Genomic DNA, 13,872 nt, shown 5'->3' on the forward strand with positions numbered 1-13,872 from the left:
TGTACATTTAACTTTACAGTAATTTCAAAACTTTATTTTTGTTTAAACAAGCTTTAAAATACCGTAATGAAATATTTCTTAGCAGCAATTTTTGTTGTATCAATAGCAATCAGCGTTAAAGCTCAAACTCATAAAAGTCAAACATTTGCTTTTGGCTCTTGTAATCGTCAGAACTTGCCACAACCCTTATGGGATGTTATCTTAAAGGACCAACCCAATGTATGGATATGGCTAGGAGACAATATTTATGGCGATAGCCATGACATATCGGTTTTAAAAGAGAAATATCAAATACAAAATGATAATCCTAATTATAAAAAGTTTACTGCTAAAGTACCTATCATTGGTACTTGGGATGACCATGATTATGGAATCAACGATGCTGGAATAAACTACCCTCGTAAGCAAGAAAGTCAGCAATTAGCCCTTGATTTTTTAAACGTACCTAAAGAAAGTCCAGTTCGTAAACAAGCTGGTATTTATTCGTCTCATAATTATCAAGTAGGAAACAAACAAGTAAAAGTAATACTATTAGACTGCCGATATCATCGTGATACTTTAATGCAAGACAATGATAAAAGATACATCCCCAACTTTAAAGGAGATATTTTAGGAGAAGAGCAGTGGACTTGGTTAGAAAAACAGTTAAGCAGCAATGCTGATGCTTATGTGATTGGCTCTAGTATACAGGTATTATCTGCGGAGCATCCACATGAAAAATGGGCCAATTTCCCTACTGCTAAAAAAAGATTGATGGATTTGTTGGTAAAAACCAAACCTAAAGGCGTGATTTTACTAAGTGGAGATAGGCATATTGGAGAGTTTTCCAAAACACAAATTATAGGTTTAAACTTCCCACTTTACGATATTACTTCCAGTGGACTTACAAATCCTGCATCACATATTAAAGCAGAGCATAACCCATACCGTGTAGGACCATTGGTTAACCAAAAGAATTATGGACTGTTAGAATTTAAAGACAAGGGCAAAAAGCTTGAGGTAACGATGTCTTTAAAAGGCCTTGAAACACCTGTTTATCATAAAGAGGTAGTGGAATTCTGATTCGCACTTTAAATCTTTATGATAAGCGCATTGCTTGGATTTAAGTTACAAAGGTTTAATAATAGTGATTATCTCAACAAGCTTTTCCTCAATACTATGAAAACGATTTTATAAGTGTTAATGTAAAAACACTACCTACCCCAAATTCACTATCAACGCTGATATTACCTCCTTGGGCTTCAATAAAATCTTTACTGATGGCAAGTCCTAATCCGGTACCTTCTTTTTGGGTGCCTGGAACTCTAAAATAGCGTTCAAAAATTTTATCTAGGTATTGGGGGGCTATGCCTTGCCCTTGGTCCTTAATAATTATTTTTACTTCTTTTGTGGTTTCTAACATTTTAACATTAATAACAGATTGCTCATGAGAGTACCTGATGGCATTGGCTATCAAATTGGTGATTACCCATGCTGTTTTTTCTTTATCCGCTAAAACTTTAGACACCGTATCAGAATAATTGATTTCAAATTTTATTTGTTTTTGCTCTGCTTGTGTTTTAGTTGCTTGGATAGCATAATCTAAAATTTCTATAGGGCTAGCAGGTAATATATTTAACTGTATATGACCACTTTCTAATTGTGCCATGTTTAATAACTCGCTCGTAATTTTCAATAAACGATGTGTGTCATCTTGTATACTTTCAATCAAATCATTTTGCTCTGGATTTAGATCCCCCATTTGTTTATTTTTCAAAAGTTGCGTACTCATTTTGATAGAAGAAATGGGTGTTTTTAACTCATGAGAGATGGTTGCTATGAAATTGGTTTTAGCTTCATCCAGCTCGTGGAAAGCGGTAATATTCTTCAAAATATAAACAGAACCAATATTTGTAAAAGCGTAGTTGATATTTTTTTCGGGATATAAATTACTTTGTGGAACCAAAATATTTAAAGCTTCCTTTTTAAAATAACTTTCTTTTGCATCGGCATAAATTTTCAGTTCATGGTTTACATGATTGTTAAGCAAGTTTTTTAATAAATCGTTCTTTAATGCAACATCGGGCGCAAATTTACCTACGAGGTCATTTTCGTTTAAACCAAAGAGTTTAAGAGCTACAGGGTTAACAAATAAAATATGCTGATGCTCGTCTAACCCGATTACACCATCATTCATGCTGTTAATGATGGCCTCTATCCTTTTTTTCTCAAAAAGAATTTTTGCCAAATTAGAGTTTTCAAAATCATGAAGCTTTTGAGCCATACTATTAAAAGCCTGAGCTAACTCGCCAAACTCGTCTTTAGAAGTAAAGCTTAAACGCTTGTTATAATTTTTTGCTTCAATTTCTTTTATTCCTTCTGTTAATAATTTAATGGGATTTGCAATATAACCTGGGAAATTAACGATAAAACTAAAAGTGATTAATAAACAGATACCTCCCCAAAAAATTAGAAATAAATTGGCACTATGCGCTGTTTTGTTTGCTAGTTCATTTTTAAAGATGATGGCCTTTAAATTTAAGTCCATGATTTTGTTCAAGCTAGCTCTAATTTGTTGTTGATGTTTAGCTATGTTTAGGGTGTCCTTAGTAGCCTTTAACTGTTCTAAGTGATGTCTTACCTTTGCGGTTAAAACCTGTTCTCCCGGCTCTGTTAGGTTGCTTTCCTGTTTAATAAGTTGCCTTTCAAAGTTATTTAATGAGCTACCAAAATCAGACTTATCTAATTCGTACAACATCAATCGGGTATATTCTAGGGTCTCGTAATTATCTTTAAGAACCAGTTTTGCTTCAGCAGATAGCTTGTTTAAATAATAAGCTGATAGTGCTCCAAGTATCAGAATAATGATAAAAAGTAAGCTAAAGCCTAAACGAAGTTTGGTTTTTATTTTCATTTCATCAAGATAAAATAATCAGGTCAATATCTGTATTTGTTAAGCGTTTAGAAAGTTTTTCGAAAAGATTTGGTTTGAAAAGATTAAGCAGACTAGTACTTTTAGGTTTACCGATGCAAATGGTTGTAATTTGTTTTTCAAGAACCAACTCCATGATGGCTTCAACAATATCAACATTTTTTTTTCTGACAACTTCTGCACCCATTTCTGTAGCTAGCTTTAAATGATTTATTAAGTGTCTTTGACTGGCTAATTTTATTTTATCAGCCGCTTCTGATGGGATTTGAACATATAAAACCATCCATTTAGCATGATAATAAGAGGCTAACCTTGCTGTTTTTCTAATGATGTTTTTTGCACTATTTGGATGTGAACTGATGCAAGCTAAAAAGTATTCTTGCCTTAATTGTACTTGCTTAGGAACTTCTGTTTGAATTTTTCTTTCTAGCTGATTAGAAACTTCCCTTAGAGCCAATTCTCTTAATTGTAATATTTTCTCGATTTGGAAAAAATTCCTCAGGGCTAAAGGTACTTTGTCCAAAGTATAAATCTTACCTGTTTTTAGTCTGTCAATCAATTCATCAGCTGTTAAATCAATATTAACTACCTCATCTGCCATTTGCAACACCTTATCTGGCACTCTTTCTTGCACCTCAATACCGGTGATAGCTTTGACATCTTCATTTAAACTTTCTAAATGCTGGATATTTACAGCTGATATCACATTGATACCAGCATTTAAAATATCCAGCACATCTTGCCAGCGTTTTTCGTTTTTGCTACCTTCTATATTCGTGTGTGCCAGTTCATCAATAATAACTACCTCTGGATGCAAATTAATAACTGCTTGTACATCTAGTTCTTCTAATTCTTTACCTTTATAAAATAATTTTCTGCGGGTTATAATGGGCAAACCTTCTAAAAGCGCATGCGTCTCTTTTCTTAAATGCGTTTCAATAAAAGCTATTTTTACATCAATACCATTTGCTAAAAGCGCATGTGCTTCTTGCAACATTTTATAAGTTTTGCCTACACCGGCACTCATGCCTATATAAACTTTAAACTTACCTCTTCTATTTGATTTTACTAATTCGAGAAAATCAGAAACTTGTTGCATCTCAATTTTAAATTAAAAAGACAAGGCCAAACTTGCAGTTAAACTGGTATTGTAATTTACAGCATTGTTATTTCTAATAAAGATTTGGTCTTTGCTATCATAAGTTTTGCCTTCTATTCTAAACGTTGCATTACTTACCGGAGCATAATCAATATTTATTGAATAACCGGTTGTGCTAAAACCATTTGGCGTACCTGTATTGATGATGATGCCATCGCTATCTTTATAAAACTCTACTCTTCCTGCTACAGCCCATTTGGGTTGAAACTTGTATTGAGCAATCAAAACTGGAGCAAAAATCTCACTCTTATCAGATTGACCGCTTAGCTTTTGCTGCGTTCCGTAATCAAACCCTGCTGTTAGCCCTAATACATCCGTTAGTTGTGCAATTGCATAAAAGTTATGATAAAATCGATGCACACTAACTTCATCCACACCTTCGGTACCATAATAATTACTGTAGTTAAAAGTTAAACTTGAATTTGGTTTATAGGTAAGCTGTAATCCACCGGCTGGCTTACTGTTACCATCTTGTCGCATGATTTTTTGCCATCCATTTAAATAAAGTAAGGTTGCAGCAAACTTATTATTGGCCGTAGCATAAGATAATTTTGCCCCAGCTTCATAATAAGGTGTGTTTTCAGAAACTATATTTCTGGTTAACACCCAGCAGTCTTTACTGATAGCGCTCTCAAAACCTATATGAGAGGGAAAAATTCCTGCATCAAACCAAATATTTTGAGTTTTACTTATTTTGACACCTACATTAGCCTCAAAAATGTTTTTTAAAACTCCTGATTCTGCTGCTAAATTGGCATTGGTATAAGTTCCTGCCATTAAAGCCAGATTTCCTCTTAGCATTTCACTGCTGTAATTGGCTTTTAGAAATCCTAAATTTAGGTTTACTTCATTGTGTCTGTTGTGCGAATAGATAAAATTTGGTCTGTTATTACTAGTTGGCTTGTTAAAATCATAAACGTAATAGGTCTCTAAATATCCACTAATATTTATTTTGATAGGTTCTTGCGCTTTTAGTAGAGTTACAACTATTAAGATCAAAGCCAATGATAAAATTTTTGTTTTCATGCTTGTATAATTATTAAAAAGGAAAAACATCTATCTTTTTAATTCGTCTAAAGCCAAATTCAACTTTAAAACATTAAGTGCCGAAGGTCCAAATAAGCCTAATAAAGGTTTTTCAGTATTTTCTTCAACCAGTTTTTCCACTTGTTTCTTGTCGAGTTTGCGATATTCTGCTACTCTTTTAATTTGAATTTTAGCTCCTTCTAGAGAGATATTTGGGTCTAAACCACTTCCTGAAGCAGTTACCATATCTGATGGGATTTGGGATTTTTTTAGATAAGGATGATATTTCAAAAGTGTATCTACCCTATCAGATACTTGTTGCAAATAATCAGGGTTTGATGGGCCTTTGTTAGAACCTCCAGAACCTGCTGCGTTATAACCTACTGCTGATGGACGCCCCCAAAAATATTCTGGATTGGTAAAAGACTGACCGATTAAAGCATAACCAACGGTCTTTCCGTTTTTAGTTACTTTTTCTCCGCTGCCTTCTCCTTTACTAAATTTACCAGCAAACGCTAATGTTAAAGGATAGAGGATGCATAGCAGCACCATTAAAACTAATGTTAGGCGTATAGATTGTAAAATGTACTTTTTCATGATTTTTAATAATTATATTTGATATAAACTTTTAAATATGGAAACGACGTTTAGACTTAAACTTTCAGAATTGGATGAAAACCTTTTAAATTCAATTAAAAGCTTGTTTAAAGATGATAGAGAGATTAATCTAACAATATCAAGCGCAACAGATTTTGATTTAAACCAACAAGAAACTAAAGAAGAATATTTTACTCGTTTAGCTAAAGCCATTTCTAACCTTGATAAAGGCCAAGGAGTAACATATACTGAGGAGGAATTAAACGAATTGGTTATCTCAAATTTAAAACATTGATAAAGTTTAAATTTGAACCTGATGCCCTTGAACAATTTACCGATTGGGGCGTTTACGACCGCCAAAAATTTCTTAAAATCTACGACTTGCTTAAAGACATTAGTAGAACGCCATTTACTGGTATAGGAAAACCAGAAGCCATGAAACATAACCTTAAAGGATGCTGGTCTAGAAGGATTGACGATAAACATCGTTTGGTTTACAGAATTTCCTCTGATGGAACTATTGAAATTATAAGCTGTAAAGGTCATTCAGATAAATAAACCAACTACTAAATCAATTAATTTGATACCTATAAATGGCGCAACAACTCCTCCAATACCATATATCAAAAGGTTTTGACGTAATAAAGCAGTTGCCCCTATGGGTTTATAAGCAACTCCTTTTAATGCTAAAGGAATTAGAATTGGAATAATGATGGCATTAAAAATTACTGCCGATAGGATTGCGCTCTCTGGACTGTTTAACCCCATGATGTTTAAGCTTTGTAAAGCCGGAATAGAGGCTATGAAAAGTGCAGGAACGATAGCAAAGTATTTAGCAACATCGTTAGCAATAGAAAATGTAGTTAATGTACCTCTGGTAATTAATAGCTGCTTTCCAATTTCAACAATTTCAATCAGTTTAGTAGGGTCGTTATCTAAATCAACCATATTACCGGCTTCTTTAGCGGCTTGTGTTCCACTATTCATGGCAACACCAACATCGGCCTGAGCCAAAGCAGGCGCATCATTTGTTCCATCTCCCATCATAGCCACTAATTTTCCTTGTTGTTGCTCTGCTTTAATATAGTTCATTTTATCTTCTGGCTTTGCTTCCGCGATAAAATCATCAACACCTGCTTTTTCTGCTATAAACTTAGCTGTAAGTGGATTATCCCCAGTAACCATTACGGTTTTAACGCCCATTTTTCGTAAGCGCTCAAAGCGCTCGCTGATACCTGGTTTGATGATGTCTTGCAATTCTATTACACCCATTACCACTGCGTTTTCAGTCACTACTAAAGGTGTTCCTCCGTTTGAAGATATTTTCTTTACTTCTTCAGCGGTATCTTCGGGGAAATTAAAGCCAGCTTTTTGTGTGATATTTCTCATAGCATCAGAAGCACCTTTAAGAATTTGATTTCCGTTGCTTAGTTTAACACCGCTAGACCTTGTTTCTGCAGTAAATTTGATAAAATCCATCCCTTCCTTTTCTGATGATGAAACAGCGCCAATGGGTAAAAGCTGATTGGCCAACTCTACGATTGATTTCCCTTCTGGTGTATCATCGGGGATTGAACTTAATAAACAAAGCTTTATAAAAACTTCTCTTGGTATTCCTTTAGAAGGATAAAATTGTGTTGCCTTTCTGTTACCTATGGTGATGGTGCCCGTTTTATCTAACAATAAAACATCAATATCACCAGCAGTCTCAACCGCCTTTCCAGATTTAGTAATCACATTAGCTCTTAAAGCCCTGTCCATACCTGCTATACCAATTGCAGAAAGTAAACCACCAATGGTTGTAGGGATTAAACAAACAAAAAGAGAGATTAAAGCCGCGATGGTAATTGGCGTATTTGCATAATCAGCAAATGGTTTTAAAGTGATACAAACAATGATGAAAACCAATGTAAAACTTGCTAATAAAATGGTTAAAGCAATTTCATTAGGTGTTTTTTGACGAGAAGCACCTTCTACCAAAGCAATCATTTTATCTAAAAAGCTTTCGCCTAGCGAAGTACTTACCATGACTTTAATTTCATCAGAAAGTACTTTTGTACCTCCAGTTACTGATGATTTATCACCACCAGCTTCTCTGATAACTGGTGCCGATTCTCCAGTAATTGCTGATTCATCTATGGTCGCAATACCTTCAACAATTTCTCCGTCTGTTGGGATGGTATCTCCTGTTTCACAAATAAAAATATCACCCTTTTTTATTTGACTTGAAGAAACTTGTTTGATGGTTCCATCTGCTAAAATTAATTTAGCAGGAGTTTCTTCTCTGGTTTTTCGTAAACTATCTGCTTGTGCTTTTCCTCTTGCTTCGGCAATAGCCTCTGCAAAATTTGCAAACAAAAGCGTAAGGAATAGCACTAAAAAGATGAAAAAGTTATATAATGCTGAACCTTGACCAGTATTACTGATAGAATAAAAAGTAACATAAGCCATTACCAAAGTACCAATCTCTACAGTAAACATCACCGGGTTTTTAATCATTACCCTTGGATCTAATTTTACAAAAGATTGTTTTAGTGCAGTTTGAACCAATGCTGGCTCGAATAATTTATTGGATTGAGATTTCATTTTTTATAGTATTAGTGAGAATAGGAAATAGATACTTTTATATGGAGAGATAGAGAATAGAGACCATTTTCGCATTTACCCCCCTTCTATTTAAATTCCTTAAAGTCTATTCCTATTTTTATGTATATTAAGATTTTAAATTAATAAGCTAGTTTGTGAAACCACACCAAAATTTAGAAGTATGGAAGCAAAGTTTTTCTCTTGTTAAAAAATTATATGCCCTTACTTCTGCTTTTCCAACTGAAGAAAAATTTGGACTTACCTCACAAATTAGAAGGGCCTGCACTTCTGTTCCAGTTAATATAGCGGAAGGTTCTGCCAGAAGATCTGATAAAGAGCTGCTACAATTTTTATACATATCTCTTGGTTCTGCTAGCGAGTTAGATACATTGTTATTGTTATCCAAAGAGCTTGGATTTATAAGTAATGATGATTGCGAAATCGTATTAAAAGATTTAGACTCCATATATAAGTTACTTTTAGGTTTTATCAATACTGTTAAAAAAAGAATCATGGCTGTAAGCAAATAGGAGATTGAAAATAGAGAGCATGAAATAGTCTCTTCTTTTAATTTTATCATACTATAATCAATAATTCTCATTTTCTTCAATCTATTATCTATTCCCTCTATTCTATTCCCTACTCCCTATTCCCCATGTTCTATTCCCCTTATTCTATTCCCTCCATTCTATTCCCTATTCCTCATGTTCTATTCCCTATTCCCCATGTTCTATTCCCCCTTATTCTATTCCCTTAATCCAATCATAGTAAAGTACTCTGCCAAAGGACCCAATGCCAAAGCAGGAAAATAGGAAAGTGCGTTTAAAACTAGAATGACTGCAAATGTCATTAAAGCGAAAGTTTTGGTATCTGTTTTTAGCGTACCTGCCGATGCTGGAATATATTTCTTGGCACCTAATAAACCTGCAATGGCTATTGGACCAATGATAGGTAAGAAACGGCCAAGGAATAAAACTATGCCTGTTGAGATATTCCAGAAAATATTATTATCGCCCAAACCTTCAAAACCAGAACCGTTATTGGCATTTGAAGAAGTCATTTCATATAACATTTCTGAAAAGCCGTGGAAACTTGGATTATTCAACCAATTTGCTGGTTTAACGGCCCAATCGGCATCGCCATAGCTTCCAAAAACAAAACTGGCTATTGCTGTACCTGCTAAAATCAATAACGGACTTAATAATGTGATGATGGCTGCAATTTTCACTTCTCGGGCTTCTACTTTATGTCCAAGAAACTCTGGTGTTCTACCCACCATTAATCCAGAAATGAATACAGCTATAATGAGATAAATAAAGTAGTTTAAAATACCTACTCCGCAACCTCCATAAAATGAATTAATCATCATTCCAAGTAATTGCCATAATCCTGATAAAGGCATTCCACTATCATGCATAGAATTAACTGATCCGGTAGATATAATCGTGGTAACAGTACTCCAATAGGCTGATGCTGCTGGCCCAAACCTTACTTCTTTGCCTTCCATGGCTCCTATGGTTTGGCTAATTCCTAATTTTTCTATGGCAGGATTACCCCCCAATTCACTCATAATGGTTGGTATCAGGAGCATAAACATCCCAATGGTCATCACCCCAAAAATGGTCCAGGCAAATTTTCTCTTTCTGATAAAATATCCAAAAGCTAAAACCATAGCTATAGGAATAATCATTTGAGAAATCACCTCAACCATATTGGTTAAATAACTTGGGTTTTCTAGCGGATGCGCAGAATTTACACCAAACCACCCTCCTCCGTTTGTTCCTAAATGTTTTACAGCAATCATTCCAGCAGCAGGCCCTCTTGATACATTTACCGTATCTCCTTGCAAAGAAATGAATTGATCTTTTCCTTCATAACTGGTTGGTGTACCATTAAAAGCTAATATTAAACCTACAATTAAAGAAAGTGGAAGTAATAATCTGGTTATTGATTTCACAAAAAACTCCCAAAAATTACCTAGGGTAGTAGTGGTTTTATCTCTAAATGCTTTAAAGAACACTACTGCTGCTGCAATACCTGTAGCTGCACTTGTAAAATGCAAAAACATGATTACAAATTGTTGGGTAAAATATGTTAAGCCAGATTCGCCCGAGTAGTGCTGTAAATTACAGTTTACGACGAAACTGATGATGGTATTGAATGATAAATCAGGACTCATCCCTGCGTTTCCATCAGGGTTTAGTGGTAATTTATCTTGATACATCAAAACAAAAAAACCATAAACTAACCAAACAGAATTAATGGTTAACATGGCTTTTAAATGTTGCTTCCAGGTCATTTGCTCTTTAGGATTGATGCCAGATAGCTTATAAATGATGCTTTCAAAGGGTTTTAAAAAGTCTGTCCAAGTTTTTTCTCCAGCAAATACATTTGCCAGGTATTTTCCAAGTGGTACAGCAATTACCAAGGTGATGGCAAATGAAGCTATAATTCCAAGTAATTCAGTATTCATGATGAAGGGTTAAAATTTTTCGGGCTTTAGCAGTACATAAACCATGTAAATGAAAACTGCTATGGATATAATTAATAAATAAATCATTGTTTTGGGGGGTTAAATTTTCTCGAACCAGCTTATACATTTAAATGCAAGCCAGCAGAGTAATAAAAGAGTTAGCAATAAGATGAGTATAAGCATGATTAAGATTTTAAAAAGATGTTTGAAAGGATAGAGATAACAGCTAAGCTCAGCATTAAACCCATAAATACTTGGTATGGTGTGGGTTTGTAATGATTTGATTTTTCCATATTTGTGATATTAATTTTGATAACCCATACCAAAACAAATACCCTGATAAAAATTAGGAAAAGAATAAAATCAATAGGCTGATTATCAGTGCTTTTAACAAAAAGCACTCATCATACGAATTATAAAAGCCTATCAAAATGGAAGGGTACATTTTCAAATTGGTAGGCTTTGGGGAAAGGATGATAACCATACAGCTTATTGATAAATCAAAAGCTGATTAAAAATAATATCGTGTAAGCTTATTTTAAACCGTATTCTTCCAGCTTGCGATAAAGGGTAGTTAAACCAATATTGAGTAGCCTAGCGGCCTCGGTTTTATTTTGACTGGTATGATGTAAAACTTTAAGGATGTGCTGTTTTTCGATGGTTTGCAAATCAAAAGCATTAAGATTTAAATCTGATTTATTAAACTCCCAGGGAAGCAAAGAGCTGTCTAACTCATCAGCGGAAGCTAAAATAACCGCTCTTTCTATCATATTTTTTAATTCTCTGACATTCCCTTTCCATTGGTGAGCTTTCAACTCTTTTAAAAAATCTGGAGATATTTTTTTCACTCCTTGATTGATTTTAGCAGCAAATTCTTTGAGGTAAAAATCAGCCAATAATTCAATATCTTCTTTTCTTTGGTTTAAGGATGGAATGGCTATAGAAAAAACCGATAGTCGATAAAAAAGATCTAATCTAAACCTGTTTTCTTCCGCTTCTTTTTGTAAATTTCTATTGGTGGCAGCAATAATTCTTACATCTACTTTTATGGTTTCAGTAGCACCTACTTTTATAAAAGTACCGGTTTCTAAAACACGTAATAATTTGGCTTGTAAATCAATATCAAGTTCGCCAATCTCATCTAAAAATAAAGTACCTAAATGAGCTTCTTCAAACAAGCCTTTTTTATCTTTTAATGCCCCGGTAAATGCGCCTGCTTTATGCCCAAATAATTCGCTTTCTAATAATTCTTTTGATAATGCACTACAATTGATAGCTACAAATTTTTTATTTGCTCTTTTGCTTTCGTAATGAATGGCATTGGCAAAAACCTCTTTCCCAGAACCAGTTTCTCCTAAAAGTAAAACAGTTGTATCAGTTTTAGCTACTTTTTCGGCCAAGTTTATCACTTCTTTTATGGCATCAGATTTACCAATGATAGATTTAAAACTAAACTTACCAGCTATTTTAGCTTCCAATTCCAGAACTCTCCTCTGTAATAAAGATTTTTCCATTGCTTTGGCTATCAAAGGGATAATTTTATCATTATCATCTCCTTTAATGATATAGTCAAAAGCTCCATTCTTTATAGCTTGTACACCATCAGAAATATTTCCATAGGCAGTTAAAAGGATAACTTCAGGTATGGGATATTGCTCTTTTATTTTTTTTACAAATGTAACCCCATTACCATCTGGTAGTTTTACATCGCATAATATGATATCTACATCGTACTGTTCAAGCTTCTTTAATGCAGTTTTACAATCTGCGGCTTGTATAACTTCAAAACCCTCCAGTGTAATAATTCTGGCCATCAGAGTTCTTAGTTTATCTTCATCATCTATCAGTAATACTTTTCTCAAAATATGACGCTTATATTATGATGTAAAGGTATTGTTTATTTCTTTTTTACAAGATAGTATGAATAAGTGACTATACGTATTGCTTTGGGTTAAAGCATAGTCCTATGTAAGAAAGAAGTTATCATTTTTTTAGGCTAATGTAATAGTTTAAAATTTACCTGCTTATCATCAGGTTATTATATAATAAGGCTGTATCAAAATTTTTCATGTTAATTGCCAATATATTGGCTGTGGTAAAGTTAATATACTTAAAAAGTACCTTTGATTTATGCATTACTAATAAGAACATGAGTTTGATACAGCCTTATACTTCGTTTAAAATGGATTTAAGTAGGATAACTTTTTTCTGCTTGTAAATTTATGCGTTAGCTCATTCTTAAAACTGATATCCCAGAACCAAATCAAACTGCCCACCGGTTAGGCCTTGTAAGCCTTGCGGCTCTGTACTATACATGATAGACAAGAGTAACTTCTTCTGATGTAAGAAACCAAAACCGCCTGTAAATGTCTTATTGCTATGATACATGGTATATACTTTCAACTGCTCTATACTTAGTTCTGTGGCTACATCCCATTGGTTTTCAAATCCTTTTACGCCTCGGTATGCAATCAATGGTTTTAGCATTAAACTACCATCATTTACTAAGTCTATTTTATAACTTAAAGCACTATAAAATGTAGCATAATTTACTGATGAAAACTGATTCTGACGTTTGTTATTTAAATTAAGATAGCTAAACTGAGCCTCTATTTTTTTGCCTATATAAGCCACACCAAAATTTCCATCTAAATAACTCCTTTGGTTATTGTAAGCAGCAAACGCAGGGTCTAGGTTCCCATTAGAAGTTGCGTCACCTTGGTCAAATCGGTTTTGTGCCCAACTTAATGATACGCCAAATCTTAAGCTCTCTTCACCGCTTAAGTTAACTTTATAAGCATAACTACCCATTGCTTGGCTTCTTCTTAGTAACCCTGCCTTATCACTCATATAATTAAAGCCTATTGCAGCTTTTTCCGTTATTCTTCCTGAGCCTGAAAAGGACATCAACACTGGTGCGCCATCTATTTTATTCCATTGGTCGCTATAATTAGCAAATACATTTAACTTTCCGTTATAGCCTGCCATAGCCGCATTTACTAAATACGGATTTTGGTAATACTGACTTTTCATAGGGCTTATTTGTGCCGATACTTTTTCGCCCATTAGTACGGCTATCATTAACAAGATGGTTTTTATATATTTTCTCATGTTATTGTC

The 13,872-nt window shown here is 34.1% G+C and carries 13 protein-coding genes; 4 read left to right on the forward strand and 9 right to left on the reverse strand.

What is annotated here, in order from left to right; genetic code table 11:
* Nucleotides 1-66 precede the first annotated feature (66 nt).
* Nucleotides 67-1,062 (forward strand): alkaline phosphatase D family protein, encoded by a 996-nt coding sequence (locus H510_RS18505; RefSeq protein ID WP_081659233.1) that lies wholly within the window; start codon nucleotides 67-69, stop codon nucleotides 1,060-1,062.
* Nucleotides 1,063-1,156: 94 nt separating this feature from the next.
* On the opposite strand, the gene H510_RS0108200 is transcribed toward H510_RS18505, so the two are convergent.
* From H510_RS0108200 to H510_RS0108215, 4 genes are read right to left on the reverse strand one after another with little or no spacing between them, the layout of a single operon-like run.
* Nucleotides 1,157-2,893: a sensor histidine kinase gene (locus H510_RS0108200; protein WP_026903881.1), complete on the reverse strand. Its 1,737-nt coding sequence runs from the start codon at nucleotides 2,891-2,893 to the stop codon at nucleotides 1,157-1,159.
* A 4-nt stretch (nucleotides 2,894-2,897) separates the two neighbouring features.
* Nucleotides 2,898-4,010 carry a histidine kinase gene (locus H510_RS0108205; protein WP_036692323.1) on the reverse strand — a complete coding sequence of 371 codons (1,113 nt, stop codon included), beginning with the start codon at nucleotides 4,008-4,010 and terminating at the stop codon, nucleotides 2,898-2,900.
* A gap of 12 nt (nucleotides 4,011-4,022) precedes the next feature.
* A complete protein-coding gene (locus H510_RS0108210; RefSeq protein WP_026903883.1) occupies nucleotides 4,023-5,096 on the reverse strand; it encodes a porin in 1,074 nt (357 codons plus the stop codon).
* 30 nt (nucleotides 5,097-5,126) lie between these two features.
* Nucleotides 5,127-5,693 (reverse strand): K(+)-transporting ATPase subunit C, encoded by a 567-nt coding sequence (locus H510_RS0108215; protein ID WP_026903884.1) that lies wholly within the window; start codon nucleotides 5,691-5,693, stop codon nucleotides 5,127-5,129.
* Between the two features lie 37 nt (nucleotides 5,694-5,730).
* Between H510_RS0108215 and H510_RS0108220 the strand changes: the two genes are divergently transcribed.
* Both H510_RS0108220 and H510_RS0108225 read left to right on the forward strand, forming a co-directional pair.
* Nucleotides 5,731-5,988 (forward strand): hypothetical protein, encoded by a 258-nt coding sequence (locus H510_RS0108220; protein WP_026903885.1) that lies wholly within the window; start codon nucleotides 5,731-5,733, stop codon nucleotides 5,986-5,988.
* Nucleotides 5,985-6,251: a Txe/YoeB family addiction module toxin gene (locus tag H510_RS0108225; protein WP_026903886.1), complete on the forward strand. Its 267-nt coding sequence runs from the start codon at nucleotides 5,985-5,987 to the stop codon at nucleotides 6,249-6,251. Before H510_RS0108220 ends, H510_RS0108225 begins: the two co-directional genes overlap by 4 nt.
* Here the strand turns inward: H510_RS0108225 and kdpB are convergent.
* Nucleotides 6,240-8,279 (reverse strand): potassium-transporting ATPase subunit KdpB, encoded by a 2,040-nt coding sequence (gene kdpB, locus H510_RS0108230; protein WP_026903887.1) that lies wholly within the window; start codon nucleotides 8,277-8,279, stop codon nucleotides 6,240-6,242. The genes H510_RS0108225 and kdpB overlap by 12 nt on opposite strands.
* A gap of 155 nt (nucleotides 8,280-8,434) precedes the next feature.
* Between kdpB and H510_RS0108235 the strand changes: the two genes are divergently transcribed.
* Nucleotides 8,435-8,809: a four helix bundle protein gene (locus tag H510_RS0108235; RefSeq protein ID WP_026903888.1), complete on the forward strand. Its 375-nt coding sequence runs from the start codon at nucleotides 8,435-8,437 to the stop codon at nucleotides 8,807-8,809.
* Nucleotides 8,810-9,024: 215 nt separating this feature from the next.
* On the opposite strand, the gene kdpA is transcribed toward H510_RS0108235, so the two are convergent.
* The 4 genes from kdpA to H510_RS0108260 all read right to left on the reverse strand — a co-directional run bounded on the left by kdpA (nucleotide 9,025) and on the right by H510_RS0108260 (nucleotide 13,863).
* Nucleotides 9,025-10,752, reverse strand: a complete 1,728-nt coding sequence (gene kdpA, locus H510_RS0108240; protein WP_026903889.1) for a potassium-transporting ATPase subunit KdpA — start codon at nucleotides 10,750-10,752, stop codon at nucleotides 9,025-9,027.
* 9 nt (nucleotides 10,753-10,761) lie between these two features.
* Complete coding sequence (gene kdpF / locus H510_RS20680; protein ID WP_081659238.1) at nucleotides 10,762-10,839, reverse strand: K(+)-transporting ATPase subunit F; 78 nt, start codon at nucleotides 10,837-10,839, stop codon at nucleotides 10,762-10,764.
* A 446-nt stretch (nucleotides 10,840-11,285) separates the two neighbouring features.
* A complete protein-coding gene (locus tag H510_RS0108255; RefSeq protein ID WP_026903891.1) occupies nucleotides 11,286-12,614 on the reverse strand; it encodes a sigma-54-dependent transcriptional regulator in 1,329 nt (442 codons plus the stop codon).
* A gap of 376 nt (nucleotides 12,615-12,990) precedes the next feature.
* Nucleotides 12,991-13,863 (reverse strand): PorP/SprF family type IX secretion system membrane protein, encoded by an 873-nt coding sequence (locus H510_RS0108260; RefSeq protein ID WP_081659234.1) that lies wholly within the window; start codon nucleotides 13,861-13,863, stop codon nucleotides 12,991-12,993.
* Nucleotides 13,864-13,872 lie beyond the last annotated feature (9 nt).

It is taken from the genome of Pedobacter glucosidilyticus DSM 23534 (assembly GCF_000425145.1).
Classification (GTDB): domain Bacteria; phylum Bacteroidota; class Bacteroidia; order Sphingobacteriales; family Sphingobacteriaceae; genus Pseudopedobacter; species Pseudopedobacter glucosidilyticus.

Excerpts from the sequence above, each read along its gene's own strand:
- H510_RS18505 (WP_081659233.1), top strand. The coding sequence starts at position 67 with ATGAAATATTTCTTAGCAGCAATTTTTGTTGTATCAATAGCAATCAGC.
- H510_RS0108200 (WP_026903881.1), bottom strand. The coding sequence starts at position 2,893 with ATGAAAATAAAAACCAAACTTCGTTTAGGCTTTAGCTTACTTTTTATC.
- H510_RS0108205 (WP_036692323.1), bottom strand. The coding sequence starts at position 4,010 with ATGCAACAAGTTTCTGATTTTCTCGAATTAGTAAAATCAAATAGAAGA.
- H510_RS0108210 (WP_026903883.1), bottom strand. The coding sequence starts at position 5,096 with ATGAAAACAAAAATTTTATCATTGGCTTTGATCTTAATAGTTGTAACT.
- H510_RS0108215 (WP_026903884.1), bottom strand. The coding sequence starts at position 5,693 with ATGAAAAAGTACATTTTACAATCTATACGCCTAACATTAGTTTTAATG.
- H510_RS0108220 (WP_026903885.1), top strand. The coding sequence starts at position 5,731 with ATGGAAACGACGTTTAGACTTAAACTTTCAGAATTGGATGAAAACCTT.
- kdpB (WP_026903887.1), bottom strand. The coding sequence starts at position 8,279 with ATGAAATCTCAATCCAATAAATTATTCGAGCCAGCATTGGTTCAAACT.
- kdpA (WP_026903889.1), bottom strand. The coding sequence starts at position 10,752 with ATGAATACTGAATTACTTGGAATTATAGCTTCATTTGCCATCACCTTG.
- kdpF (WP_081659238.1), bottom strand. The coding sequence starts at position 10,839 with ATGATTTATTTATTAATTATATCCATAGCAGTTTTCATTTACATGGTT.
- H510_RS0108260 (WP_081659234.1), bottom strand. The coding sequence starts at position 13,863 with ATGAGAAAATATATAAAAACCATCTTGTTAATGATAGCCGTACTAATG.